The organism is Microbacterium sp. ARD31, from assembly GCF_031844425.1.
In genome coordinates this window covers 437,013-461,390 of record NZ_JAUZVE010000002.1, presented here as the reverse complement: position 1 = coordinate 461,390, position 24,378 = coordinate 437,013, and the positions used below count along the sequence as shown (strand labels likewise).

The 24,378-nt window shown below is 70.1% G+C and carries 21 protein-coding genes and 1 tRNA gene; 15 read left to right on the top strand and 7 right to left on the bottom strand.

Annotated features, from left to right (window positions below; all coding sequences use genetic code 11):
- Nucleotides 1-10 precede the first annotated feature (10 nt).
- Nucleotides 11-1,405, bottom strand: coding sequence for a threonine/serine exporter family protein (locus Q9S36_RS08895; protein WP_311284792.1), 1,395 nt, complete (start codon nt 1,403-1,405; stop codon nt 11-13).
- Nucleotides 1,406-1,586: 181 nt separating this feature from the next.
- Between Q9S36_RS08895 and Q9S36_RS08890 the strand changes: the two genes are divergently transcribed.
- From Q9S36_RS08890 to Q9S36_RS08865, 6 genes are read left to right on the top strand one after another with little or no spacing between them, the layout of a single operon-like run.
- The gene (locus Q9S36_RS08890; RefSeq protein ID WP_251450822.1) at nt 1,587-2,870 is read left to right on the top strand and encodes an aspartate kinase; all 1,284 of its coding nucleotides are present in this window, start codon (nt 1,587-1,589) and stop codon (nt 2,868-2,870) included.
- 56 nt (nt 2,871-2,926) lie between these two features.
- The gene (locus Q9S36_RS08885) at nt 2,927-4,003 is read left to right on the top strand and encodes an aspartate-semialdehyde dehydrogenase (protein WP_311284791.1); all 1,077 of its coding nucleotides are present in this window, start codon (nt 2,927-2,929) and stop codon (nt 4,001-4,003) included.
- A 51-nt stretch (nt 4,004-4,054) separates the two neighbouring features.
- Nucleotides 4,055-5,488, top strand: coding sequence for a malate dehydrogenase (quinone) (gene mqo, locus Q9S36_RS08880; protein ID WP_311285073.1), 1,434 nt, complete (start codon nt 4,055-4,057; stop codon nt 5,486-5,488).
- 35 nt (nt 5,489-5,523) lie between these two features.
- Nucleotides 5,524-6,177: a thymidine kinase gene (locus tag Q9S36_RS08875; RefSeq protein WP_311284790.1), complete on the top strand. Its 654-nt coding sequence runs from the start codon at nt 5,524-5,526 to the stop codon at nt 6,175-6,177.
- 59 nt (nt 6,178-6,236) lie between these two features.
- Entirely contained in the window at nt 6,237-6,956 is a 720-nt protein-coding gene (locus Q9S36_RS08870; protein ID WP_311284789.1) for an FCD domain-containing protein, read from the top strand.
- 13 nt (nt 6,957-6,969) lie between these two features.
- Nucleotides 6,970-8,268 (top strand): alpha-hydroxy acid oxidase, encoded by a 1,299-nt coding sequence (locus tag Q9S36_RS08865; RefSeq protein WP_251450815.1) that lies wholly within the window; start codon nt 6,970-6,972, stop codon nt 8,266-8,268.
- A gap of 28 nt (nt 8,269-8,296) precedes the next feature.
- On the opposite strand, the gene Q9S36_RS08860 is transcribed toward Q9S36_RS08865, so the two are convergent.
- The 5 genes from Q9S36_RS08860 to Q9S36_RS08840 all read right to left on the bottom strand — a co-directional run bounded on the left by Q9S36_RS08860 (nt 8,297) and on the right by Q9S36_RS08840 (nt 14,471).
- Nucleotides 8,297-9,070, bottom strand: coding sequence for an HAD-IIB family hydrolase (locus Q9S36_RS08860; RefSeq protein ID WP_311284788.1), 774 nt, complete (start codon nt 9,068-9,070; stop codon nt 8,297-8,299).
- Between the two features lie 66 nt (nt 9,071-9,136).
- Nucleotides 9,137-9,210: transfer RNA gene (locus Q9S36_RS08855), tRNA-Pro, on the bottom strand.
- A gap of 17 nt (nt 9,211-9,227) precedes the next feature.
- Nucleotides 9,228-10,781, bottom strand: coding sequence for a hypothetical protein (locus Q9S36_RS08850; RefSeq protein ID WP_311284787.1), 1,554 nt, complete (start codon nt 10,779-10,781; stop codon nt 9,228-9,230).
- Between the two features lie 145 nt (nt 10,782-10,926).
- Nucleotides 10,927-11,862: a metallophosphoesterase gene (locus Q9S36_RS08845; RefSeq protein ID WP_311284786.1), complete on the bottom strand. Its 936-nt coding sequence runs from the start codon at nt 11,860-11,862 to the stop codon at nt 10,927-10,929.
- Nucleotides 11,862-14,471 carry a transglycosylase domain-containing protein gene (locus Q9S36_RS08840; RefSeq protein WP_311284785.1) on the bottom strand — a complete coding sequence of 870 codons (2,610 nt, stop codon included), beginning with the start codon at nt 14,469-14,471 and terminating at the stop codon, nt 11,862-11,864. The genes Q9S36_RS08845 and Q9S36_RS08840 overlap by 1 nt, the downstream gene beginning before the upstream one ends.
- Nucleotides 14,472-14,579: 108 nt before the next feature.
- Here Q9S36_RS08840 and Q9S36_RS08835 point away from each other — a divergent pair, with 108 nt between their 5' ends.
- Together Q9S36_RS08835 and Q9S36_RS08830 are read left to right on the top strand one after the other, a co-directional pair.
- Entirely contained in the window at nt 14,580-14,795 is a 216-nt protein-coding gene (locus Q9S36_RS08835; protein WP_251450804.1) for a DUF4177 domain-containing protein, read from the top strand.
- A 1-nt stretch (nt 14,796) separates the two neighbouring features.
- Nucleotides 14,797-15,264, top strand: a complete 468-nt coding sequence (locus Q9S36_RS08830; protein ID WP_311284784.1) for a RidA family protein — start codon at nt 14,797-14,799, stop codon at nt 15,262-15,264.
- Nucleotides 15,265-15,291: 27 nt separating this feature from the next.
- Here the strand turns inward: Q9S36_RS08830 and acs are convergent, their stop codons facing one another.
- Entirely contained in the window at nt 15,292-17,262 is a 1,971-nt protein-coding gene (gene acs / locus Q9S36_RS08825) for an acetate--CoA ligase (protein ID WP_311284783.1), read from the bottom strand.
- A gap of 808 nt (nt 17,263-18,070) precedes the next feature.
- On the opposite strand from acs, the gene Q9S36_RS08820 reads away from it, so the two are divergent.
- The 7 genes from Q9S36_RS08820 (at nt 18,071) to tmk (ending at nt 24,374) form a co-directional block, all read left to right on the top strand.
- A complete protein-coding gene (locus Q9S36_RS08820; protein ID WP_396653734.1) occupies nt 18,071-18,958 on the top strand; it encodes a TadA family conjugal transfer-associated ATPase in 888 nt (295 codons plus the stop codon).
- Entirely contained in the window at nt 18,955-19,917 is a 963-nt protein-coding gene (locus Q9S36_RS08815; protein ID WP_311284782.1) for a type II secretion system F family protein, read from the top strand. The genes Q9S36_RS08820 and Q9S36_RS08815 overlap by 4 nt, the downstream gene beginning before the upstream one ends.
- A gap of 146 nt (nt 19,918-20,063) precedes the next feature.
- A complete protein-coding gene (locus tag Q9S36_RS08810; RefSeq protein WP_311284781.1) occupies nt 20,064-20,258 on the top strand; it encodes a DUF4244 domain-containing protein in 195 nt (64 codons plus the stop codon).
- A gap of 40 nt (nt 20,259-20,298) precedes the next feature.
- Nucleotides 20,299-20,604, top strand: coding sequence for a TadE family type IV pilus minor pilin (locus Q9S36_RS08805; RefSeq protein WP_311284780.1), 306 nt, complete (start codon nt 20,299-20,301; stop codon nt 20,602-20,604).
- Nucleotides 20,604-20,921 (top strand): Rv3654c family TadE-like protein, encoded by a 318-nt coding sequence (locus tag Q9S36_RS08800; protein WP_311284779.1) that lies wholly within the window; start codon nt 20,604-20,606, stop codon nt 20,919-20,921. Before Q9S36_RS08805 ends, Q9S36_RS08800 begins: the two co-directional genes overlap by 1 nt.
- An 85-nt stretch (nt 20,922-21,006) precedes the next feature.
- The gene (gene topA, locus Q9S36_RS08795; RefSeq protein ID WP_311284778.1) at nt 21,007-23,706 is read left to right on the top strand and encodes a type I DNA topoisomerase; all 2,700 of its coding nucleotides are present in this window, start codon (nt 21,007-21,009) and stop codon (nt 23,704-23,706) included.
- Nucleotides 23,703-24,374, top strand: coding sequence for a dTMP kinase (gene tmk, locus Q9S36_RS08790; protein ID WP_311284777.1), 672 nt, complete (start codon nt 23,703-23,705; stop codon nt 24,372-24,374). Before topA ends, tmk begins: the two co-directional genes overlap by 4 nt.
- The last annotated feature ends 4 nt before the right edge of the window (nt 24,375-24,378 follow it).

Below are 24,378 nucleotides of genomic sequence, written 5' to 3'. Positions count from 1 at the left end.
TCGCGTCTCGTCAGCGGCGGACGCGCGCTCGCGTTCGCACCACCGTGCCGAGAGTGGAGCGCACCGGCTGCCCGAGGTAGATGCCCAGTGACGCCCCCACGGCGAGGCTGATGCCGATGATGGCGGCGCTGACGAGCGTGCCGAATCCGTCCAGCAGCACTGCGGGGGAGCCGTCGGCGGCCACGACGCTGAGCAGCCCGCGGAAGACGGCGGCACCGGGCACCATGGGCAGGATGGCGGCGATGGTGATGGCCACCGACGGCACGTGCAGGCGGTGGGCGAGGACGATCCCCACGAAGCTCCCGAGCAGCGCGCCGGCGCCGCTGGCCGCGGCGACATCGAAGCCGACAGCCGTGGTCGCCAGGTACCCGACCCAGGCGACGAGGCTGAGCGTCGCGCTCACCGCGACGATGCGACCGCCGGCGCCGTTGAACACGGCCACCGAGATCGCGATCAGCACGGCGCCGAGCAGTTGCAGCGGTACCGGGCCGAACGGGAGCGCGTCGTCGGGCGGATCCATCCCCACCCCCAGCACCCGGGCCGTCTCGAGGCCCGCGAGGATGCCGAGGACGACACCCAGCGTGTGCGTCATCAGCTCGAGGATCCGACCCGTCGCCGTCAGGGCGAACCCGTCGATCGCGTCCTGTGCGGCCCCGACGACCGTCAGCCCGGCGAGCATGAGCACGATGCCCGACGCGACGATGAGCGACGGCCGCAGCCCCTGCGCCGACTCCCACCCCGTGGCGGCCAGCAGCGGTGACGCCGCGGCCACCATGGTGAGCACGAACGCGCCGGCGATCTGGCTGAAGAAGTACGGCACCCGGGCACGGCCCAGCCCGAACTGCGTGAGTGCGGCGCCACCCGCCCCGAGGAAGGCGAGCAGGATGACCAGCCACGTGCCGCCGTACATGACCGCGACTCCGACGGCCAGCAGCGCCTGGGCACAGATGACCACGAGCGGCCGGTACCGGAACGGTCGGCGGCGGATCTCACGGTAGCGCTCGACCGCCTCGCCGAGCTCCATCCCGGCACCCACCTCGGCGACCAGCGCCTGGATCCGCTGCAGCTTGTCATGGTCGGGGACCGAGCCGCGCACGACCCGCATGAGGGTGATCGGACGTGCCGCACCGCTGTGGTGATGCGCCGCCGTGATGGAGTTGTAAGTGACGTCCACGTGCACCGGGTCCAGGCCGTAGGCCCCGGCGACCCGAACGATCGTGAGGGTCACCTCGCTCGCCGATGCGCCGGTGACCAGCATCGTCTCGCCGATGCGCACCGCGAGATCCAGGATGCGGGTGGCCAGTGCGTCGTCGACGACGAGCAGCGCTCGTGTCTCGTCGCCGGGCGAGCCCACCTGCACGAGACTCCCGAGCGAACCGAGGAGTCTTCGTCGGCGGGGTCCCATCATCCGATCGTAGCCACGGCCGGTGGCCGGTCGGGATCGACGCGGGCTCGGCCTGCCGTCCCGGGGCGTCACATGGCCGGCCCCGCATGACCGCATCCGTAAGATGTACCGATGGGTGCGGCATCCGGTCGCCCGCCCGTCACCACACGCGTGCCCGCCCGGGCACTTCGGGAGTCTCATCGTGGCGCTGATCGTCCAGAAATACGGCGGGTCGTCCGTCGCCGACGCAGAGAGCATCAAGCGCGTCGCCAAGCGGATCGTCGACACCCGCCGCGCCGGCCATGACGTCGTCGTGGCCGTCAGCGCGATGGGTGACACCACGGACGAGCTGCTCGACCTCGCCGGTCAGGTCGCGCCGATCCCCGCACCGCGCGAACTCGACATGCTCCTCTCCAGCGGAGAGCGCATCTCGATGGCGCTGCTCGCGATGGCCATCCACTCCATGGGCTTCGAGGCCCGGTCCTTCACCGGCAGCCAGGCGGGCATGATCACCACCGCCGACCACGGCTCCGCCCGCATCGTCGATGTGACCCCGATCCGTCTGCGCGAGGCGCTCGACGAGGGCGCGATCGTGATCGTCGCCGGTTTCCAGGGCTTCAACCGCGACACCCGCGACATCACCACGCTCGGGCGCGGCGGTTCCGACACCACCGCGGTCGCGCTGGCGGCAGCGCTCCAGGCCGACGTGTGCGAGATCTACAGCGACGTCGACGGCATCTTCACCGCCGACCCGCGCGTCGTCCCCAAGGCGCGAAAGCTCTCCGTCGTCGGCTCGGAAGAGATGCTCGAGCTCGCCGCGAACGGCGCGAAGGTGCTCTACATCCGCGCGGTGGAGTACGCCCGGCGTCATGGCGTGCTGATCCATGCGCGCTCCACGTTCAGCTCGGGCGAGGGCACTTGGGTGCTCGGACCCGGACAGACCCGTCCCAACGGTGAGGAAGAAGAGATGGAAGAGCCGATCGTCGCGGGCGTCGCGACCGACCTTGGCCAGGCCAAGATCACCATCATCGGGGTGCCCGATGTGCCCGGCAAGGCCGCCGAGATCTTCAAGATCGTCGCGAAGTCCGGCGCGAACGTCGACATGATCGTGCAGAACGTCTCGGCGGCGGCCACCGGCCGCACCGACATCTCGTTCACCCTCCCCAAGGGCGACGCGGCGATCGCGCTGAAGGCGCTCAGCGCCGACCAGTCCGAAATCGGCTTCGACAACCTGGTTCACGACGACCAGGTCGGCAAGCTCTCGGTCGTGGGCGCCGGCATGCGCACCCACTCGGGTGTCTCGGCGACGCTCTTCGAGGCGCTCAGCATCGCCGGCATCAACATCGAGATGATCTCGACGTCGGAGATCCGCATCTCGGTCGTCGTCCGCGGTGACGACCTCGCCGAGGCCGCACGCGTCGTTCACACCGCTTACGGGCTCGACGGCGACATCGACGCCACCGTGTACGCCGGCACCGGCCGCTGAGCCGCCACCACCCCAGCCTCACACCGCTTCCCCACCCCGAACCGAGGAAAAGCATCATGACCCGCATCTCCGACTCAGGACTCTCCGTCGCCGTCGTCGGCGCCACCGGCCAGGTGGGGACCGTCATGCGCGAGATCCTCGCGGAGCGCGGGTTCCCGATCCGCGAGCTGCGGCTGTTCGCGACCGCGCGCTCTGCCGGCACCTCCGTCGAGTTCGCCGGGCAGTCGATCCTCGTCGAGGACATCGCCACCGCCGACCCGACCGGGATCGACATCGCGCTCTTCTCGGCGGGTGCGACCGGCTCCCGGGCGCACGCCCCCCGCTTCGCCGAGGCCGGCGCCGTGGTCATCGACAACTCCAGCGCGTGGCGCATGGACCCCGAGGTGCCGCTGGTCGTGGCCGAGGTCAACCCTCACGCGACCGAGAACCCGCCCAAGGGCATCATCGCCAACCCCAACTGCACCACCATGGCCGCCATGCCCGTGCTGAAGGTCCTCGACGCCGAGGCCGGCCTCGAGCGGCTGATCGTCTCGACCTATCAGGCGGTGTCGGGCTCCGGCCTCGCCGGCGCTCAGGAGCTCCTCGGCCAGGTCGAGCAGGTTCTCGCCGAAGGCGACACGCTCCGGCTCGTGCACGACGGATCGGCCGTCCCCTTCCCGGCGCCCCAGAAGTACGTGGCGCCCATCGCGTTCGACGTCATCCCGCTCGCCGGTTCGATCGTCGAGGACGGCCTCAACGAGACGGACGAGGAGAAGAAGCTGCGCAACGAGTCGCGGAAGATCCTCGAGCTCCCTGATCTCCGCGTCGCAGGCACCTGTGTGCGCGTGCCGGTCTTCACCGGTCACTCGCTCTCGATCAACGCCGAGTTCGCCCGCGAGATCACGCCCGACCGCGCGCGCGAGATCCTCGCCGAGGCACCCGGAGTGAGCCTGGCCGAGGTTCCGACCCCGCTGCACGCGGCAGGCAAGGATCCGAGCTTCGTGGGCCGCATCCGCGCCGACCAGTCCGCGCCCGAGGGCAAGGGGCTCGTGCTGTTCATCAGCAACGACAATCTGCGCAAGGGCGCCGCGCTCAACGCCGTGCAGATCGCTGAGATCGTGGCCGCGCGAAAGGGCGCCGTCGCCGCCATCTAGGATGGGTGGGTGACAGAACCCGTCGACGTCGTACTCATCGGTGGCGGCATCATGAGCGCCACCCTGGGTACCCTCATCAGTGAACTTCAGCCCGACTGGAAGATCGTCGTCTACGAACGACTGAGCGACGTCGCACTCGAGAGTTCCAACGCGTGGAACAACGCCGGCACCGGTCACGCCGCCCTGTGCGAGCTGAACTACATGCCCGAGGGCAAGGACGGATCGGTCGATCCCGCGAAGGCGATCTCGATCAACGAGCAGTTCCAGCAGAGCCGCCAGCTCTGGTCGTCGCTCGTCGCCGAAGGCGTCCTCGACGCCCCTTCGACCTTCATCAACTCCACGCCGCACATGACATTCGTGCGCGGGGAGAAGGACGTCGCCTACCTCAAGAAGCGCTACGAGGCGCTCAAGAAAGAGCCTCTGTTCGCGGGGATCGAGTACAGCGAGGACTCGCGGGTCATCCACCAGTGGGCCCCGCTGCTGATGAAGAAGCGCCGGAAGGCGGATGAGCCGTTCGCGGCCACACGCGTGCCCGCCGGCACCGACGTCGACTTCGGGGCTCTCACGCGGCAGCTGTTCGCGCACCTCGAGGCCAAGGGCGCCGAGGTCATCACCAACCGCGAGGTGAAGCGCCTCAAGAAGCGCTCCGACGGCACGTGGGAGGTGCGCTGGCGCGACTCGATCGGCCGCACTCCCGGCAGCATCCGCGCGCGCTTCGTGTTCGTGGGCGCCGGCGGGTGGGCCATCAAGCTGCTGCAGCGCTCCGGCATCCCCGAGATCGACGGTTACGGGGTGTTCCCGATCGGCGGACAGTGGCTGAAGACCTCCAACCCGGCCATCGTCGCGCAGCACAAGGCGAAGGTCTACTCGCAGGCGTCGGTGGGTGCGCCGCCGATGTCGGTGCCGCACCTGGACACCCGGGTGGTCGACGGCGAGGCTTCGCTGCTGTTCGGACCGTTCGCGACGTTCAGTCCGAAGTTCCTCAAGAACGGCTCGATGCTCGACATCGTCGCCCAGGTGCGCCCGGGCAACCTGTGGCCCATGATCAAGGTGGCCATCGACAACCCGGGTCTCATCAAGTACCTCGTGGGCGAACTGCTAAAGGGGCACAAGCAGAAGGTCGACAGTCTCCGCACCTTCATGCCGACGGCCAAGGACGAGGACTGGGAGCTCCTCAACGCCGGCCAGCGCGCTCAGGTGATGAAGAAGGACCCCGACAAGGGCGGCGTGCTGCAGTTCGGCACCGAGGTCGTCACGAGCGCCGATGGGACGATCGCCGGCCTGCTGGGCGCATCGCCCGGCGCGTCGACGGCGGTGTCGATCATGCTCGGTCTGCTCAAGACGTGCTTCCCCGACCGCGTCCAGGAGTGGGAGCCGCGCCTGCGTGAGCTGATCCCCAGCTACGGCGACACGCTCAACCCGCGACCGGATGCCGCGCAGCAGGCCCTCTTCAAAACGGCCGAGAGGCTCGAACTGACCGCGTGAATCGTGCGGGTGCGCGGCTTCCGTAGACTCCTCGGGTGGCCAAACTGTACTTCCGCTACGGGGCGATGAACTCCGGCAAGTCGACCTCCCTGCTGCAGGCTGCGTACAACTACGAGGAGCGTGGGCAGCACGTCCTGCTGGCCAAGCCCGAGATCGACACCAAGGGCGCGGATCAGATCGACAGCCGCCTCGGCGTCAAGCGCAAGGTGGACTTCCTGATCGGTCCGGACGACGACCTGCGCGCCCTTTTCGCCGAGCACCGCGCCCGCGTGCGCGAGCACGCCGAGGAGGCGCTCATCCCCGAGTCGTCGGCGACCGGCGCCGCTCCCGACGTCGCATGCTTCCTCCTCGACGAGGCGCAGTTCCTCACACCGGCGCAGGTCGACGATCTGCTGCGCATCGTCGTGCTCGACGGCATTCCGGTTCTGGCATACGGCATCCGCACCGACTTCCAGACGCAGGCGTTCCCCGGCTCGCGCCGCCTGCTCGAGCTCGCGCACAGCCTCGAGGAACTGAAGACGATCTGCCGCTGCGGCGCCAAGGCGCTCTTCAACGCCCGGCTGGTGGGAGGGCGGTTCGTCTTCGACGGCGATCAGGTGGCGATCGACGAGCTCTCCAGCGATCGGGTCACATACGAGTCGATGTGCGCCGACTGCTATCTGAGGGAGTCCCGCGGCGCCCTGGGCTGACTCATCCTTGCATGGTCAGACCACATCTGGTAAATGTGGTCTGACCATCAGGGAGAGCAATGACCGCATCCACTCCGACGCCACGTGCGTGGCGCACGGTGCTCGAGAAGATCGAAGGTGACCTTCTCGAGGGCCGACTCGCGCCCGGCGACCGCCTGCCCGGCGAGCGTGACCTGTCGAGCGCGCTCGGCGTCGGGCGCTCGAGCGTCCGCGAGGCGCTGCGCGTGCTCGAGGTCATGGGTCTCATCCGCACGTCCACCGGTTCGGGCCCCAACGCCGGGGCGATCATCATCGCCACGCCTCGTGGCGGGATGTCCGCCCTCCTCAGGCTGCAGGTCGCCGCGCAGGGCTTCCCCATCGACGACGTCGTCGCGACCCGCCTCGTCCTCGAAGCCGCCGTCGTCGAGGCACTGGCCGCAGATCCGGACCGGGATGTGGAGCAGACCCGCGCGATCATCACGGCGATGGAGGCGGACGACCTCACCGCCGACGAATTCCTCGCCCTCGACGCGCAGCTTCATCTCTCGCTCGCGGACGCGTCGGGCAACGTCGTCATCGCCGCAATGATGGCCGGCCTGCGCAGCGCGATCGAGTCCTACGTCCGCACCGGCGCGGAGCGCATCCCCGACTGGGACGCCACGGCCTCCCGGCTGCGCGACGAGCATCGCGCGATCCTCGCTGCGGTGGATGCAGGGGATGCCGCCCGCGCGGCGTCCCTGGTCACCGCCCACATCACCGGCTACTACGCACACGCGGGCCTGTCCCGCGCGCACTCCTGACGAAAGGCATCCGATGGTCACCCGCCAGCTTCCCAATCCCTCCGAGCTTCTCGAGCTGATGCAGTTCAAGAAGCCCGAGCTCAACGGCAGGAAGCGTCGCCTGGACGCCGCCCTGACGGTCTCGGACCTGCGCGCGATCGCGAAGCGCCGCACCCCCAAGGCCGCCTTCGACTACACCGACGGCGCCGCCGAGGCGGAGCTGTCGCTGGCGCGCGCGCGACAGGCCTTCGAAGACATCGAGTTCCACCCGGGCATCCTCAAGCCCGCGCCGTCGGTGGACACGTCGATCGAGATCCTCGGCGGCCCCTCAGCGCTGCCGTTCGGCATCGCGCCGACCGGGTTCACGCGTCTCATGCAGACCGAGGGCGAGAGCGCGGGGGCCTCGGCCGCCGGCGCCGCCGGCATCCCGTTCACGCTGTCGACCCTCGGCACCACGTCGATCGAGGACGTCAAGGCCGCGAACCCGAACGGCCGCAACTGGTTCCAGCTGTACGTCATGCGCGACCGTGACATCTCGTACGGCCTGGCCACGCGTGCGGCGGAGGCGGGATTCGACACCCTCATGTTCACCGTCGACACGCCGGTCGCGGGTGCGAGACTGCGTGACAAGCGCAACGGGTTCGCCATCCCTCCCCAGCTGACGATCGGCACCATCATCAACGCGATCCCGCGCCCCTGGTGGTGGATCGACTTCCTGACGACCCCGAAGCTCGAGTTCGCGTCGCTGTCGACCACCGGCGGCACGGTGGGGGAGCTCCTCAACTCGGCGATGGACCCGACGATCAGCTACGAGGACCTCGAGATCATCCGCGGCATCTGGCCCGGCAAGATCGTCGTCAAGGGCGTGCAGAACGTCGAGGACTCCGTCAAGCTCGTCGACCTGGGCGTGGACGGCATCGTGCTGTCCAACCACGGCGGCCGTCAGCTCGACCGCGCTCCGATCCCGTTCCACCTGCTGCCGCAGGTCGTCCGCGAGGTCGGCAAGGACGCCACGGTCATGATCGACACCGGCATCATGAACGGCGCGGACATCGTCGCCTCGGTGGCCCTCGGTGCGAAGTTCACGCTCGTCGGTCGCGCCTACCTGTACGGACTCATGGCCGGCGGCCGCGAGGGCGTGGACCGCATGATCGAGATCCTCCGCACCGAGATCGAGCGCACGATGAAGCTGCTCGGCGTGTCGACGCTGGCGGAGCTCGAGCCCAAGCACGTCACGCAGCTGCAGCGTCTCGTGCCGGTCGCCCAGCCGTCCGCCCGTCGCGCTCCGGCTCGCAGCAAGACAGCGCCCGCCGCGGCATCCGTCAAACGATGAGCGTCACCCCGCTGCCCGTCTGCGAGGATCAGCGGGCGGGCAGTGAGGGGATGAGGGCCTCGAGGAAGACGGCGGTGTCCTCCCAGCCGTCCACCGCCTGGCACGCCACGCCCATCGCGAGAACGGGGTAGTCGTTGCCGTCCGGGTCGAGGCGGTCTCCGACGAACAGCATGTCATCGAGAGGGATGCCGGTCTGCTCTGACAGCCGGCCCATGCCGTAGGCCTTGTCGATGCCCCGGTGGGTGATGTCCACGGACGTCGAGCCGCCGGAGCGGACCTCGAGATCGGGAAGACGTGCGGCCACAGCGGCACGCAGCTCGTTCTTCTTCGAGCCCGAGGGATCCCACGCGGTCTTCGCCTGCAGCGGGGCCCGCTGGCCGAGGGCGGAGAAGGTGATCTGCGATCCGCGGTCCTCGAGGATGTCTCCCCACGTCTCGGACTCCCAGTAGCCGAGGCGCCGCGCCTCTTGCTCGACGGCGGCGAGAGCGCGCGACTTCTGGTCGTCGGTGAGGGAGTGGGCGTACACGGTGCGGATGCCGTCGGCCGAGATCCGGTAGTACTGGGTGCCGCAGGTGGGCAGGAGGTGCACCCGCTCGAGGACTGCCGGATCCGTCTCGGGCAGACGGTCCACGACCTGCGCGGTGAACTGGGCGAGCTGGCCACCGGAGATGATCGCCACCTCGACCCGCTGCGCCAGACCGATCAGCAGATCCCCGATGCGCGGGTCGATCGCGCTCTTGGAAGGCGCGAGCGTGTCATCCAGGTCGAAGGCGACGAGACGGGGCGGGGTGGTGGCGTTCACGGTCTCCCTCACGCGTGCGGTCCGGATGCGCGAGAGGCTCCGCCTTGCGGCGGAGCCTCTCTGCTGTCGGGGTGACAGGATTTGAACCTGCGGCCTCTTCGTCCCGAACGAAGCGCGCTACCAAGCTGCGCCACACCCCGCGGGCAACTCGACGAGTCTACCCGATGGGAGTGGATGCTTCGAACCGACCGCGGCGCAGGGCGAGGAGCGCGCCCCCTGTCGTCATGAGGCCGATGGCCCATCCGGCGGCCGGTCGCACCGACTCCGTGTCGACGCCGGTGGCGGCGAGTTCGGGCTCACGAGGGGGCGCGGCGGACGGTGCTTCGACGTCCTCCTGAGGCGTCGGCGGCGCCTCGGGCGACGGCTGCGGCGTCGGCTCCGGTTCGGCGGGCGGCGGTGCGGCCACGTGGACGATCTGCGAGGGTGTGCCGAAGGCCTCCACCCATGTGTAGTCCGCAGGAAGGTGCGCGGCGACCTCGGCGAGCTGATCTTCGCGGCGGATCGTCCAGACCGCCGTGTAGAAGCCGGGCTCCTCGAGTGCCCAGGCCGAGGTGACCCGCACGGTGTCGGCGTTCTCGATGGTGGCACCCAGCGAGCCGACGGCGCGGGCGCCGTCCGGGATCCCCTCCTCGACCAGCGTCGGCTCGGCGTCGGTGCGGTAGACCACCGCCGTGGCCGTCACCGGTATCGGGGCGCCGTCGTCGTCCCGCGGCCAGTGGGCGAGGTCGCCGCCGACCACGACGTCGTCGACGAACGCGTCTCCGGGCTCGACCGATGCGAGCGCCTGGGTGGTGATGGTCGGTGCGAACAGCGGATGGCGGGGCACTTCGTCGCGTCCTTCGACGCGGAACCGCCCGGGCCCCGCAGGCCCTGCGGTGTCCTGCCCGCCTCGCGTCGTGTAATGGCGGACGGCGGCGGCGATGCCGGTCTGGAACGAACCGGCCGCCGAGACGTGGAAAGCCCGCCCGGGTGCGGGAGGCACCGCGTCTATCGGATAGGAGACGCCGGTGGCGGCATCCTTCCGCTCGCTCGTGCCGGTGTCGGAGAAGACCGCGTTCTCGAGCGCGAGGGTGCCGGTCGCGGCGGTCGCGGAGTCCACCTGGACCGACCCCCGTGCGGGGTCGTCCGGGTCGACGGCGATCGTGAGGCTGCCGGTCGGTGTCGTGGGTCCGGGCCCGATGGCCATCGCTTCCTTGTAGTACGCGACGGCCCGCTTCTGAACCGCGGCGTTGTGGTCGGGTGCGAGGGCCGAGAACGTCCAGTTGATCGCCCCGGCCAGCGAGTCGCCGCGGTAGCCGAAGTGGTGGAGGGTCTCGTCCCAGTCGGCGATGGCCTTGACCGCCCAGCCCACGGCTGCCGCCTGAACGGGGTCGGATGTCTGGCCGTAGCGCGTCACCAGCAGGTTGATGCCGGTCAGCTGCGCCGGGGTGAGCCCGCGCGCGTCCGCGCTGATGCCGTGGTCCACGCTCGGACCGGTGGGGAGGGGCTTGCCCGGAAGGATGCAGTACGTGTGGACGCCGTCGATCAGCATCGAGCCGTGCCAGCCGTGGGCGGATGTGGGTGCCCACGTGCCGAACCCGACGCCGCGCGATGCGGCCTGGGCGGGGGCGGCGGTGAGCAGGACGCCCAGCGTCGCGAGGACGGCGACGATCGTCGCGGCGATCCAGCGGCTGAGCCGGGTTGTCAGCGGGGTGCGAGCAGGGGTGGCCATCGAGTCCTCCGGGTCTGTGGAGTCTCGATCGTCGCGCGGGGAGGCGCCGTGGAAAGCCGTCCCCGTCCGAGTGGGGATGGCGGTCGGTGCGAAGCGGCTTGGGGAGGAGAGGGTGGGCGACTGCTCACCGGCGCCTCGGCGGCTGTCAGGCGCGGGGGAGGAGGTCGAGGACGGAGGCCTCGGGGCGGCAGGCGAAGCGCACCGGCGCATAGATGGAGTGACCGAGTCCTGCGCTGACGTTGAGCGGCACCGATGTGCCCCCATGGTTCCACGCGCTCAGACCCCGGGCCTGATCCAGGGGGATGTCGCAGTTGGCGACGAGGGCGCGTGCGGCGCCCGGGATCCGCACCTGACCGCCGTGGGTGTGGCCGGCGAGGATCAGGTCCGCGCCGAGGTCGACGAATTCGTCCAGCACCCGCCGGTAGGGGGCGTGGGTGACCCCGAGGCTGAGCGCGGCCGTGTGCTTCGCCCGCTGCGCCTCGAGCGGAGCGGGCAGCCGATCGAGACGGTCCCATTTGCGGTGGGCGTCGCTCACTCCGAAGACGTCGATGTCCACCCCGCCGACGTCCAGGTGCCCCACCTTGTTGTTGAGGTCGATCCAGCCCAACTCCTCGCCGAGGTACGCGTCGAGGGCGTCGGTGTCGAGGGGCTCCGGCTCGCTGACCTGGCCGGAGGGACCGGTGAAGTAGCGGAGCGGATTGCGAGGGGTGGGCGCGGTGTGATCGTTGGAGCCGTGGACGAAGACCCCGGGCACGCCGCGCAGCGGATCGAAGGCCGTGCGCAGGCCGCGGAGTCCGTCGCGGTGGCCGAGGTTGTCGCCGGTGTTCACGACGACGTCGGGCGCGAGCTCGGCGAGCTGCGCGATCCACTGCTGCTTCCGGTGCTGCCACGGCGCCATATGGGCGTCGGACACGTGGAGGATGCGCAGGGGCCGCGAGCCGGCGGGGAGGACCTCGAGCTCGTGGCGCCGCACCGTGAACAGGAAGCGTTCGATCCCCACACCCCAGACGGCCGCGCCGACGCCGACCGCCCCCACCGCGGTGATCGCGGTGAGGGCGGTGCGGGTGAGGCCTGGCGCCATCAGTCGTCGTCGCTGTTGCCGCGACCGCCGCTGTCGCCGCCACCGCAGTCGCGCTGCTGGTAATTGACGGTGATCGCGGAATTGCGGTTCACGACGCTTCCGGCGCTCGGGTTGGAGTTGGTCGCCTCGGGCTGCTTGCCGGCATCCTCGCTGGACTCGCACGAGCCTTCGCGGACATTTCCGAATCCGGCACTGCGCAGAGCGCTGACCGCGTCATCCAGACCCTGACCGGCGACATCCGGCACCTCGATGCCCTGACCGTTGGACGGACGGATGGTCACCGTCGTCCCGCCGGCCACCTGGCCGGCACCCGGGTCCTGCGAAGCCACGATGCCTTCGGCCGCCGGCGAGTCGACGGCGTCGCCGACGACGACCGTGAATCCCGCCTGCTGCAGGGTGGCGCGAGCGTCATCCACCGACTGGCCGACCACGTTCGGCAGGTCCGTGAGGACCTGACGCGTCAGCTGCGAGTCGGGGGTCGGGAAGGGACCGCCGGGGTACAGCTGGTTCGCCTTGCCCTGGATGGTCCGGGCCAGCAGGTAGCGCAGCTGCGACAGCTGCCAGCCGTTGTGCCAGTTGGTGAACATGTCGGCCTTGCCCTCGGCGTTGCCGACCCACACGGCTGTGGCGACCTTGGTGCTCGACTCGATGAGCCACGTCTGATACGTCTCGTGGGTTCCGGTCTTGCCCAGCAGCGGCGTGCCGTCGGAGGGGTTGCCGAACGCGCCCGTTCCGCCCGGGTTCATGACGCTCGACAGGGCGAAGGCTGCGGTCGCCGCGACCTTCGGGTCGAGCGCCTGCGTGCACTCGCGCTCCGGCAGGGTCCACTCGTTGCCGTCGGAGTCGGTCACCTTGTCGATGGCCTTCGGCTGGCAGTAGATGCCGTTGTTCGCGACGGTCGCATACGCACCCGCCATCGACAGGGGCGACACGTCGTTCGACCCGATGACCGAGAACTGGGTGTCCATGATGACCGGGTCGCCGTTTCCGCGCGTCACGCCCATCTTGGTCGCCGCCTTCTGGATGTCGCACAGGTCCAGCTGCTCGGCCATGGCGAAGTAGCCGGAGTTCAGAGAGTCCCTGGTGAACTGCACCGGGGTGCCGGTGTAGCCCCCCACCTTGTTGAAGTTGCCGACGATCGTGCTGTCCTGGTTCACCCAGTCGCCGTTGCACGAGTTCGTCATCCGCGGGATCTCGCGCAGCCGGCCGTCGAGCACCTCGTTGACGGAGTGGCCCTTCTCGAGCCAGTCGATGAGGGTGAACAGCTTGAAGGTCGACCCGGCGTTGAAACCGTTCGACTGACCGAACCGGCTGTCGCCGGCGTAGACGATCGACGAGTAATTGTTGTCGTCGGTGATGCTCTCGCTGAACCTGGTGTTCTGCGCGATCGCGAGGATGCGGCCCGTCTCGGCTTCGATGCTGACCGAGGACGTCCCGAACTTCGTGCCGGGGACCGAGGTGGGTGCCGTGTCGCGGACGGCCTGCTGCGCGGTCTGCTGCAGGTCCCAGTTAAGGGTGGTGTACACGTTCAGGCCGCCGCGGCGGAGCGCCTCGATGCGGTCCTCGGGCTCGGCGCCGAATGCGGGGTCGCGCTCGATCACGTACCGCACGTACTGGCAGAAGTATTCCGCCCCGGTCGCGGCCGCGCAGCCGACCTTGGGCTGGGTGATCTTCGGCTCCAGGGGAGCGTCGTAGACCGCGTCGTACTGCTCCTGCGTGATCTTGCCGTCGTCGAGCAGGCGGTCCAGCACGTACTGCTGGCGCTGCTTGGTCTGCGCGTACCCGTCGGCCTTGCCGTTGACCTCGTTGCCCGGCTGGTCGATGCGGTAGGTGTTCGGGTTCTGCACGATGCCGGCGAGGGTCGCGGCCTGCGCGAGGTTGAGGTTGGCGGCCGAGACACCGTAGTAGTAGCGGGCGGCGGCGTCGATGCCGTACGTCGTGCCGCCGAAGTTCGCGATGTTGAGGTAGCCGAGGAGGATCTCGTTCTTGGAGTACTTCTGCTCCAGGGCGATGGCATAGCGCATCTCCTGAAGCTTGCGCTGGATGCCGTCGGTGCCGTCGGAACGCGTGGCCTCGAACCAGCAGTTGAACCGCTCCTCCTCGAGCGTGGTGGTCTCGGTCGCCTTGGCCTCGGCCTCGCAGCGCTGGACGAGGATGTTCTTCACATACTGCTGGCTGATCGAGGACCCGCCCTGGGTCTCGCCGCCGCCGCGGACGTTGCTCATCACCGCACGCGTGGTGCCGATCAGGTCGACGCCTCCGTGCTGGAAGTAGCGGGGGTCTTCGCTGGAGAGGATCGAGTCGTACATCACCGGCGCGATCTCGTCGAACTCCACCGGCGACCGGTTCTGGTCGTAGAACTGCGTCAGCTCGCGCCACTCGCCCTCGCCGTCCTTGGCGTAGATGGTGGTCGGGAGCATCAGCTTGTCGATGTCGAGCACGCTCGGCAGATTGTCGAACATCGTGATCGCGCTCGACGCGGCCGCCCCCGACACGGCGATGGCGGGGGTGACGGTGGCGCTGATCAGCACGCCCGCGACGGCGCTGAGGCCCACGAGGCCGGCGAGACCGCCGAGCACACCGCTGGCCGTTCGTTTCGTTCCAGGCATAGGCTTGATCGTAAGGGAGATACCTGGGCGATCCCTTGACAGCCGCGCGTCGACGCGGTGCATTCCCAGCCACGCAACGCCCGCGATCCGCCAATCCGAGGAGCCTCGATGACGACGTGGGAGTACCTCACCACGCCCCTGCTGATCCACAACACCGCTGCGATCCTCAACAACTGGGGCAAGCAGGGGTGGGAGCTCGTGCAGGTGGTGCCCGGACCCGAGGGCGGCCTGGTGGCCTACTTCAAGCGCCCCACCGGCGGTGGCGCGGCCAACGCCGGCCTCAGCGCCGCAGCCGAGGCCTCCCGCCAGTTCGAAGGGAGCTGACGTGACGATCTCGCAGCGTCTGGCCGAGCTCGGCATCGCCCTCCCCGAGGTCGTCCCGCCGGTGGCGGCGTACATCCCCGCGAAGGCTCACGGCGACCTCGTCTACACCTCCGGACAGCTGCCGATGGTCCAGGGTGCGCTCCCGGCCACGGGAAAGGTCGGGGAAGGCGACGGTCTCGTCCCGGCATCCGACGCGAAGGACTACGCGCGGCAGTGCGCGCTCAACGCCGTCGCCGCGGCGGCCGCCGCGGTGGGCGGCGTCGACCGGCTCACCGGTGTGCTGAAGGTCGTCGGCTTCGTCTCATCCGTACCGGACTTCACCGGCCAGCCGGGCGTCATCAACGGCGCGAGCGATGTGCTCGGCGAGATCTTCGGGGATGCCGGACGTCACGCCCGCTCGGCGGTCGGCGTGCCCGTGCTTCCCCTCGACAGTCCTGTCGAGGTCGAGGTCGTGTTCACCGTCGCCTGAGCAGCGGCATCCGCTCTTTCTCGGTCGTCACCTGACCTGCGCTGAGATCACGCTCATGACCGCCGTGTCGGCGAGCGTCGTCGTGTCGCCGACCTCGCGGCCTTCGGCCACGTCCCTCAGCAGGCGCCGCATGATCTTCCCGGAACGGGTCTTCGGCAGCTCACCCACGATGTAGATGTCGCGCGGCCGCGCGATCGGGCCGATCTGCTCTGCCACCCACGACCGCAGCGACTGCGCCAGTCCCTCGGCGGAGTGCGCCTGCAGATAGCTCTGCTTGACGATGACGAAGGCGACGACCGCCTGACCGGTGGTCTCATCGGATGCGCCGACGACGGCCGCCTCGGCGACGGCCTCGTTGCCGACCAGAGCCGACTCGATCTCGGTGGTCGAGAGGCGGTGCCCCGACACGTTCATGACGTCGTCGACGCGACCCATGAGCCACACGTCGCCGTCGTCGTCGAGCCGCGCGCCGTCTCCGGCGAAGTAGAAGCCCTGCCTGCGGAACTTGTCCCAATACGTCTCGACGAAGCGCTCGGGGTCGCCCCAGATCCCGCGCAGCATGCTCGGCCAGGGATCTGTCACCACGAGCAGACCGCCGTTGCCGTTGCCGACGTGCGCACCGTCCTCGTCGACGACGTCGACGCTGATGCCGGGAAGGGCGACCTGTGCCGATCCCGGCTTGGTCTCGGTGACTCCCGGCAGTGCCGAGATCATGATGGCCCCGGTCTCGGTCTGCCACCAGGTGTCCACGATCGGGGCCCTCTTCGCTCCGATGACCTTGCGGTACCACATCCATGCCTCGGGATTGATGGGCTCGCCCACCGATCCGAGCAGACGGATGCTGGACAGGTCGAACTGCGCCGGAACCTGCCGGCCGATCTTCATGAACGAGCGGATCGCGGTGGGCGCGGTGTAGAAGATGCTCACGCCGTACTTCTGGATGATCTCCCACCACCGCCCCGGGTGCGGGGTGTCGGGTGTGCCTTCGTAGAGGACCTGGGTCGCGCCGTTGGCCAGCGGGCCGTACGTGACGTACGAGTGTCCGGTGATCCAGCCGATGTCGGCCGTGCACCAGAACACGTCCGTCTCGGGGTGGAGGTCGTGGACGACCTTGTTGGTGAAGGTCGCCTGGGTGAGGTAGCCGCCGGAGGTGTGGAGGATGCCCTTGGGCTTTCCGGTCGTCCCCGAGGTGTAGAGGATGAAGAGCGGGTTCTCGGCGGGGAAGGCGCGGGCGACGTGATCGGCGGGCGCTGCGGGCACGACGTCGTGCCACCACAGGTCGCGACCCTCGGTCCAGTGGACGTCGTTGCCGCCGCGCTTGACCACGATCACGTGCTCGACGCTCTCCTGGGGGCCGGATCCGTTGCGGTCGGCCAGAGCGAGGTCGACGGCGGGCTTGAGTGGTGACACCTTCCCTTTGCGGTAGCCGCCGTCGGCGGTGATCACCAGCCGCGCGCCGGCGTCGTCGATCCGTGCGCGAAGCGAGTCCGCCGAGAACCCGCCGAAGACGACGGAGTGGATCGCGCCGACCCTGGCGACGGCCAGCATCGCCGCCACGGCCTCGGGGATCATCGGCATGTAGATCGCGACGCGGTCGCCCTGTCCGATCCCCAGGTCGCCCAGCACGTTCGCCAGGCGCTTGACCTCATCGGTCAGCTCGGCGTAGGTCACCCGCCGGTCATCGCCCGGCTCGCCCTCCCACAGCAGGGCCACGCGATCCCCGTTGCCCGCCTCGACGTGACGGTCGAGGCAGTTGTAGGCCACGTTGAGCTCGCCGTCGGCGAACCACTCGGCGAACGGCGGGTTCGACCAGTCCAGCACCTTGGTGAACGGCGTCTCCCAGTGCAGCAGTTCACGGGCCTGCTCGGCCCAGAACCCCTCGCGGTCCGTCTTGGCGCGGTCGTACAGATCGGCGTCGGCGACAGCGGCCGTGGCGAACTGCTCCTCGGGCGCGAAGCGCCGCGTCTCGTTCAGAAGGTGGTCGATCTGGCTGCTCATGCGGCGCGCTCCTTTGCGGGCAGACGGTGGATGCCGATCGTCGGCGAGTCTGACATGGACGTTACCCACGCCCGTGCAGGCGCACTACCTCCGATAGTGGGGAGCGGCCGCTGCGCCGCCAACGACGTCGGACGGACGGATCCGAGCGGGACACGAGCGATATATCGCGGGGAACACGGTCTCCCGTTTGTCGGGCAGGGACTTGTCGAATATGCTCTGCTCGGCCGAACATTCGATTCTGGCATTGCGGCACCCGAGTCACCCCCCGAAGTGCGGTGCCGCTTGTGGCGGCATCCCATTCCCCCCATGGGATGCCGCCATTCTCTTGGGCGAGCTCGACTGGCCGGGCATCCGCTCCTCCCCAGGCCGCCTCGGCGACGACCTCTCCACCGGCGCCGTCCGCCCGCGCCGGGGCGCGGGACCGCGCTCGTACTGTCGTGACATGTCGTCGCCGTTCGTCGCCCAGCCGCGCACTCCCGTGGTCCGGCCGCGCCTGCCCATCACGGGGGAGGAGCCCCCGTTCGCGCCGGCGCCGACTCCGCGCGAGGGCGAGGGATCGAAAGTGCCCGGGCGTCCGGGAGCGCCGCCGCGGTGGGTCCCCACGCCCGCGGTGCGCGCGACGCGGGAGGACCCGTCGGCGACCCTGTCGCCCGCGGCGGAGTCCACCACAGAGGTGCCCCGCGGAGAGGTGTCCAGAAGGGAGGCGTCACGAACCACCGGTTCGCGAGCAGCTGGTTCGCGAGCAGAGGTGCCGCCGCCCCGGCATCCCGTCCTCGCGCCCTTCTCCGCGCTGCTGGATGATCCCGAGGTGTCGGACCTGTTCGTCAACGGATCGGCGGGATTGTTCGCGGATCGCGGCGGGGGCCCGGAGCCCGTGGCGACCTGGCGGGCCGCCGAGGAGGAGGTGCGCGATCTCGCCGTCGCACTCATCGGCCTCGGCGGACGCCACATCGACGATGCGACGCCGTGCGTCGACGTGCGCCTGGACGGGGGCCTGCGGGTTCACGCGGTGCTCCCGCCCGTCTCGACGGAGGGCACCGTGATCTCGATCCGGGTGCCGCGGGTCGCCAGGCCCACCCTCGGTGATCTGGAGGCGCGGGGCATGTTCGGGGCGCGCACGCGGGATCTGCTCGAGGAACTGGTGGTGCGTCGCGAGAACATCCTCGTGACGGGTGCCGCCGGCGCGGGCAAGACCACGCTGCTGTCCGCGCTGCTGTCGGCGGCGCCGGGGCATGAGCGGATCGTCACGATCGAGGACGTCGCCGAGCTGCGTCTCGACCACCCCCACCATGTGCGGCTGGAGGCGCGGCAGCCCAACCTCGAGGGCGCGGGGGCGATCGGTCTGGCGCGGCTGGTCCGCGAAGCGCTGCGGATGCGGCCGGATCGGCTCGTGGTGGGCGAGTGCCGAGGCGAGGAGGTGCGCGAGCTGCTCTCGGCGCTGAACACCGGGCACGACGGAGGTGCCGGCACCCTGCACGCCAACGGGCTCGCCGATGTGCCCGCCCGCCTGGAGGCGCTCGGTGCCCTGGCGGGCCTGGACGACCTCGCCCTCTCCCGTCAGGCGGTCAGCGCGATCGGTCGCGTGCTCCATGTCAGCAGGGGACCCGATGGTCGACGCCGGCTGTCGGAGATCGGGCGGCCCGTCCTCGGGGATGACGGGCGCCTGCACGTCGAGGAGCTCGAGTGCCCGGGGTGAGCGGCGTCCTGTCTGCACTCGGTCGGGTGCGTCCGCGTCACGGACGGGCGGGCGACGATCCCGCCGCGGTCGGCGAGACGGTGCTGCGACTGGCCGTGCTGCTCCAGGCGGGCATCGCCCCGGCGCGTGCGTGGCAGCACCTCGGCGAGTCCGGAGATGCGGCGGCGCAGCGGGTGTCCGCCGCCTGCCGCAGGGGAGAGGCGCTCGTCGACGCGATCGGTCGCGCCGGCGTGGCGGCGGACCCTGCCGGGGGCGCGGCTGCCGAGGAGCGTACCGGCGCATGGCGGGATGTCGGCGCGGCGTGGCGCGTCGCGACGATCGTCGGAGCCCCCTTGGCCGACAGTCTGCGCGGCATCGCCGCGGCGCTCCGCGACGCGCAGGAGGCGAAGGACGAGGTCGCGGTCGCGCTGGCGGAGCCGGCCGGAACGGCCCGGCTGATGTCGTGGCTTCCCCTCGTCGCTGTGGGACTGGGGCTTGCGCTGGGCTTCGATACGCTCGGCGTCCTCGTCGGCAGTCCGGTCGGCTGGGCGTGTCTCGCCGCCGGCATCGCACTGGTGATCGCCGCGAGCCGGTGGAGCGCCCGGCTGGTGCGGCGGGCGCGTGACGGAAGCGGGATCCCCGGTCTCGGGACCGACGTCCTCGCGATAGCCCTGAGCTCCGGTGCCTCCATCGATCGGGCTCGCGCACTGGTCGCGGACGCGCTGGGTCATCCTCTCGACGCCGCCGCCGAGAGCATCCTCTCGCTGTCCCGGCGCGCCGGAGTACCCGCGGTGGAGCTGCTGCGCGCGTCGGCGTCTCTCGAACGACACCGTGCGCGCACGGCCGCGCGGCTCCGCGCGGCGCACCTCTCCTCGCGCCTGCTGCTTCCGCTCGGCGTGTGCACGCTGCCCGCGTTCCTGCTCCTGGGCGTCGCTCCGATGATGCTCAGCGTCATGAGCGCCGTTCCCCTGACCCTGTGATCCCGCCGACACCTTGCCGTCCCACACCGTGCCTTTCGCGAGACCGTGCCTTTCCAGACCGTGCCTTTCCAGGCCGTGCCTTTCCAGACCGTGCCCGCCCACCCGCCGAAGCCGATCCGAACGGATCGAGAAATGGAGCCGCCCCCATGTCCCTTCCCCGCCTCTCTCGCCGCCGCGCCGCCCGCCTGTTCGGCGACGAGACCGGAGCCGCCACCGCCGAGTACGCCATCGCCACGATGGCTGCCGTCGCGTTCGCGGGCCTTCTGGTCGTCATCATGCGCTCCGACGAAGTGCGCGGCATCCTCACCGACCTCATCCGCCGTGCCCTCACCGTCGCCTGACACCCGTCGCCCGCCTCGCCGCCTCGGCGAGGCGGGCGCCGTGGTGGCGGAGTTCGCCGTCGCCCTTCCCGCCGTGATGCTGGTGCTCATCCTGGGGGTGGGCGCGCTCGGTGCCGGGGCACGCCACGTCCGGCTGCAGGATGCCGCCGCCGACGCCGCGCGCCTGGCCTCCCGGGGTGAGAGCGCCGGCCGCGTCGAGAGCGCGGTGACGGATGCGGTACCCGGGGCGACGATCGACGTCTCGACACGGGGCGATGTCGTGTGCGTCACCGCCACAGCCTCGGCAGGGCTCGCCCTCCTCGGCGACGTGGCCGCCACCGGCTGCGCCCTGGCGGGTGGTGGCTGATGCCGGGGAGCGCGCTGGCCGTGGGGATCGTCTCGGCGACGGCAGCCGGTCTGCTCGCGCTCGCGGCGGTCGCCGCGGCGGGCGTGCACGCCCAGCGTGCCGCCGCGGCCGCCGACGGAGCGGCATTGGCCGCCGCCGATGCGGCATCGGGCGCCATCACCGGGTTCCCGTGCGAACGCGCCCGCGAGGTGGCCGAGGCCATGCAGGTGTCACTCCATGACTGCGAGGTGACCGGGCTCATCGCAACCGTCACCATCGGCGCGACGTTCGGGCATCTGCCCGTCGAGGCGCGCGCACGCGCCGGCCCGCCACCGTGACCTTCGAGGCCTTTCGCCTCGGCATCCTCACAGCACCGCCCTGTCGCGCGGTGTGTATGGTGTGCAACGAAGAAAGGACGCCACGTTGGCATCAGGCAAGAAGCTCGTCATCGTCGAGTCCCCGACGAAGATGAAGTCGATCCAGGGTTACCTCGGCGACGACTACGAGGTGCTCAGCTCGGTCGGGCACATCCGCGATCTCGCGGACAAGAAGGACATCCCCGCCGACAAGAAGCAGGCTTACGGCAAGTACTCGATCGACATCGACAACGGGTTCGACCCCTACTACGTGCCCAGCGAACGCGGCAAGAAGACCGTCGCCGAGCTGAAGCGGGCGCTCAAGAACGCCGACGAGCTCCTCCTCGCCACGGATGAAGACCGCGAAGGCGAAGCCATCGCGTGGCACCTGCTCGAAGCGCTCAAGCCGAAGGTGCCCGTCAAGCGCATGGTCTTCCACGAGATCACCAAGGACGCCATCCGCGCCGCCGTCGACAACACCCGCGAGCTCGACCTCGCCCTGGTCGACGCGCAGGAGACCCGACGCATCCTCGACCGCCTCTACGGCTGGGACGTCAGCCCCGTCCTGTGGTTCAAGGTCCAGCAGGGCACGTCGGCCGGTCGGGTGCAGTCCGCCGCGACGCGACTCGTGGTCGATCGCGAGCGGGAGCGCATGGCGTTCGTCTCGGCCTCGTACTGGGACATCGAGACGACCGCGAAGAAGGATGCCGCTTCTTTCGCCGCCCGCCTGGCACGCGTCGACGGGGCGTCACTGGCCCGCGGCACCGACTTCGACGACCGTGGCGAACTGAAGAAGGCCGTTGTCGTCCTGGACGAGTCAGCCGCCCGCGAGCTCGCCACCGCCATCGACGCGGCCGGGGAAGCCTCTGTGGCTGCGGTGGAGGCCAAGCCCGGCACCCGCAGCCCGAAGCCGCCCTTCACCACCTCGACGATGCAGCAGGAGGCCGGCCGCAAGCTCTCGATGAGCGCCAAGCACGCCATGAGCGTCGCCCAGCGTCTCTACGAGAAGGGCTTCATCACCTATATGCGCACGGACTCGACGGCGCTGAGCACCCAGGCCGTCCAGGCGGCGCGGGCGCAGGCGGTCGAGATGTACGGCGACAAGGCCGTGCCACCGAACCCGCGCACGTACCGCAGCAAGTCCAAGAACGCGCAAGAGGCCCACGAGGCGATCCGTCCCTCCGGCGACGTGTTCCGCACGCCCTCGAAGGTCTCGGGCGAACTCGACCGCGACGAGCAGCGCCTGTACGACCTCATCTGGAAGCGCACGATGGCCAGCCAGATGTCCGACGCGAAGTACGAGACCACGACGGTCACGCTCGCCGTCGACGCCGCCGGCCGACGCGCCGAATTCACGGCATCCGGCACCGTCTACACGTTCAAGGGGTTCCTCGAGGCCTACGAAGAGGGTCGTGACGAGAAGCGCGCCGACGCCGACCGCACCGACGACCAGTCTCTGCCCGCACTCGCGGTGGGCGACACCCTGCGCCTGACCGACGTGGAGCCCAAGGGCCACGCGACGTCGCCGAAGCCCCGCTACACCGAGGCGTCGCTGGTGAAGGCGCTCGAGGAGAAGGGCATCGGCCGCCCGTCGACCTTCGCGAGCATCATCGACGTCATCCTCAACCGCGGCTACGTCACGAAGCGCGGCCAGGCGCTCATCCCCAGCTGGCTCGCCTTCAGCGTCGTCCGGCTCCTCGAGGAGCACTTCTCCGACCTCGTGGACTACGACTTCACCGCCGCGCTCGAGGACGACCTCGACGCGATCGCCCGCGGCGAGCAGAAGCGCGTGGACTGGCTCAAGGAGTTCTACTTCGGGTCCGAGCAGCACGTCGGACTGCGTCATATCGTCGACAACCTCGGCGAGATCGACGCGCGCGCGCTCAACTCGACGCCGATCGGCGACGTCGCGACGCTCCGCTTCGGCAAGTACGGACCGTACCTCGAGGTCGCCGACAAGGACGACCCTGCCGCCGAGCCCCGCCGGGTGAACATCCCCGAGGACCTCGCGCCCGACGAGCTCACCCCCGCCCGGGCGCAGGAGCTCATCGATGCCCCGGTCGCCGGGGATCGCGTTCTCGGCGAGAACCCCGAGAACGGCAAGATCGTCGTGGTCAAGGACGGCCGCTACGGGCCGTACGTCCAGGAGACCGATCCCGTCGACCCCGACGCCGCCGACGCGGCGACCGGGGAGGTGCCCGCCGAGACTCCCGCGCCGAAGAAGCGCGGCGCGAAGAAAGAGGCGGCCCCCAAGCCCCGCACCGCGTCGCTGTTCAAGAGCATGTCGGTCGACACGATCGACCTCGACACGGCGCTGCGTCTGCTCGACCTGCCGCGTGTGGTCGGCGCCGACCCCGAGACGGGCGCAGAGATCACGGCGCAGAACGGCCGCTACGGGCCCTACTTGAAGAAGGGCACGGAGTCGCGCTCGCTCGACACCGAGCAGCAGATCTTCGACATCTCGCTCGAGCAGGCCCTCGCCATCTACGCGCAGCCGAAGTACGGCGCGCGCAAGGCCTCGAGCGCGCTCAAGGAATACGACAACGACCCGGTGAGCGGCAAGCCGATCAAGCTGAAGGACGGCCGCTTCGGCCCCTACATCACCGACGGCGAGACCAACGCCACTGTCCCGCGAGGCGAGGACGCGATGGAGGTCACCTTCGAGCGGGCGGTGCAGCTGCTCGCCGACAAGCGCGCGAAGGGTCCCGCGCCCAAGCGCACGGCCAAGCGCACGACGACCACCCGCAAGACCGCGGCGAAGAAGTGACGGCGGACCCCCGGCATCCTCACGCGGGTCTGTTCGTCACATTCGAAGGCGGCGACGGAGCCGGGAAGACGACGCAGGCCGGTCTTCTCGAAGCCTGGCTGCGTGCGGCGGGGCGGGCTGTCGTGCGCACGCGCGAGCCCGGCGGCACCGAGGTGGGCGTTCTCATCCGCGACATCGTCCTGCACCACCGTGGCGACGTCGCGCCCCGCGCCGAAGCGCTCCTGTACGCCGCGGACCGCGCCCACCACGTCGAGACGGTCGTGCGGCCCGCGCTCGCGCGCGGCGACATCGTCATCCAGGACCGGTACCTCGATTCGTCCGTCGCCTACCAGGGCGCCGGGCGGGTGCTCGGGCGCGACGAGGTGCGAGACCTTTCGCTGTGGGCCACCCAGGGACTGCTTCCCGATCTCACGGTGCTGCTGGACCTCGATCCGTCCGCCGCTCGCGAGCGCCGGGACGCCGATGACAAGCCGTTCGACCGACTCGAATCCGAGCAGGACGACTTCCACGCCAAGGTCCGCGCCGAGTTCCTCACGCTCGCCGACGCCGAGCCCGACCGCTTCCTCGTGCTGGATGCCCGTCGGCCCGCGGAAGAGCTTTCCCGCGCCGTCCAGGCGCGCATCGCAACCCTCCTGACGCCCGCAGGCGACGTCGGCGCCGCCGGTTAGGCTT

Excerpts from the sequence above, each read along its gene's own strand:
- acs (WP_311284783.1), bottom strand. The coding sequence starts at position 17,262 with ATGAGCAGCCAGATCGACCACCTTCTGAACGAGACGCGGCGCTTCGCG.
- mqo (WP_311285073.1), top strand. The coding sequence starts at position 4,055 with ATGAGCGCCACCCTGGGTACCCTCATCAGTGAACTTCAGCCCGACTGG.
- Q9S36_RS08885 (WP_311284791.1), top strand. The coding sequence starts at position 2,927 with ATGACCCGCATCTCCGACTCAGGACTCTCCGTCGCCGTCGTCGGCGCC.
- Q9S36_RS08850 (WP_311284787.1), bottom strand. The coding sequence starts at position 10,781 with ATGGCCACCCCTGCTCGCACCCCGCTGACAACCCGGCTCAGCCGCTGG.
- Q9S36_RS08840 (WP_311284785.1), bottom strand. The coding sequence starts at position 14,471 with ATGCCTGGAACGAAACGAACGGCCAGCGGTGTGCTCGGCGGTCTCGCC.
- Q9S36_RS08895 (WP_311284792.1), bottom strand. The coding sequence starts at position 1,405 with ATGGGACCCCGCCGACGAAGACTCCTCGGTTCGCTCGGGAGTCTCGTG.
- Q9S36_RS08800 (WP_311284779.1), top strand. The coding sequence starts at position 20,604 with ATGCCGGGGAGCGCGCTGGCCGTGGGGATCGTCTCGGCGACGGCAGCC.
- Q9S36_RS08870 (WP_311284789.1), top strand. The coding sequence starts at position 6,237 with ATGACCGCATCCACTCCGACGCCACGTGCGTGGCGCACGGTGCTCGAG.
- Q9S36_RS08810 (WP_311284781.1), top strand. The coding sequence starts at position 20,064 with ATGTCCCTTCCCCGCCTCTCTCGCCGCCGCGCCGCCCGCCTGTTCGGC.
- Q9S36_RS08835 (WP_251450804.1), top strand. The coding sequence starts at position 14,580 with ATGACGACGTGGGAGTACCTCACCACGCCCCTGCTGATCCACAACACC.
- Q9S36_RS08845 (WP_311284786.1), bottom strand. The coding sequence starts at position 11,862 with ATGGCGCCAGGCCTCACCCGCACCGCCCTCACCGCGATCACCGCGGTG.
- Q9S36_RS08865 (WP_251450815.1), top strand. The coding sequence starts at position 6,970 with ATGGTCACCCGCCAGCTTCCCAATCCCTCCGAGCTTCTCGAGCTGATG.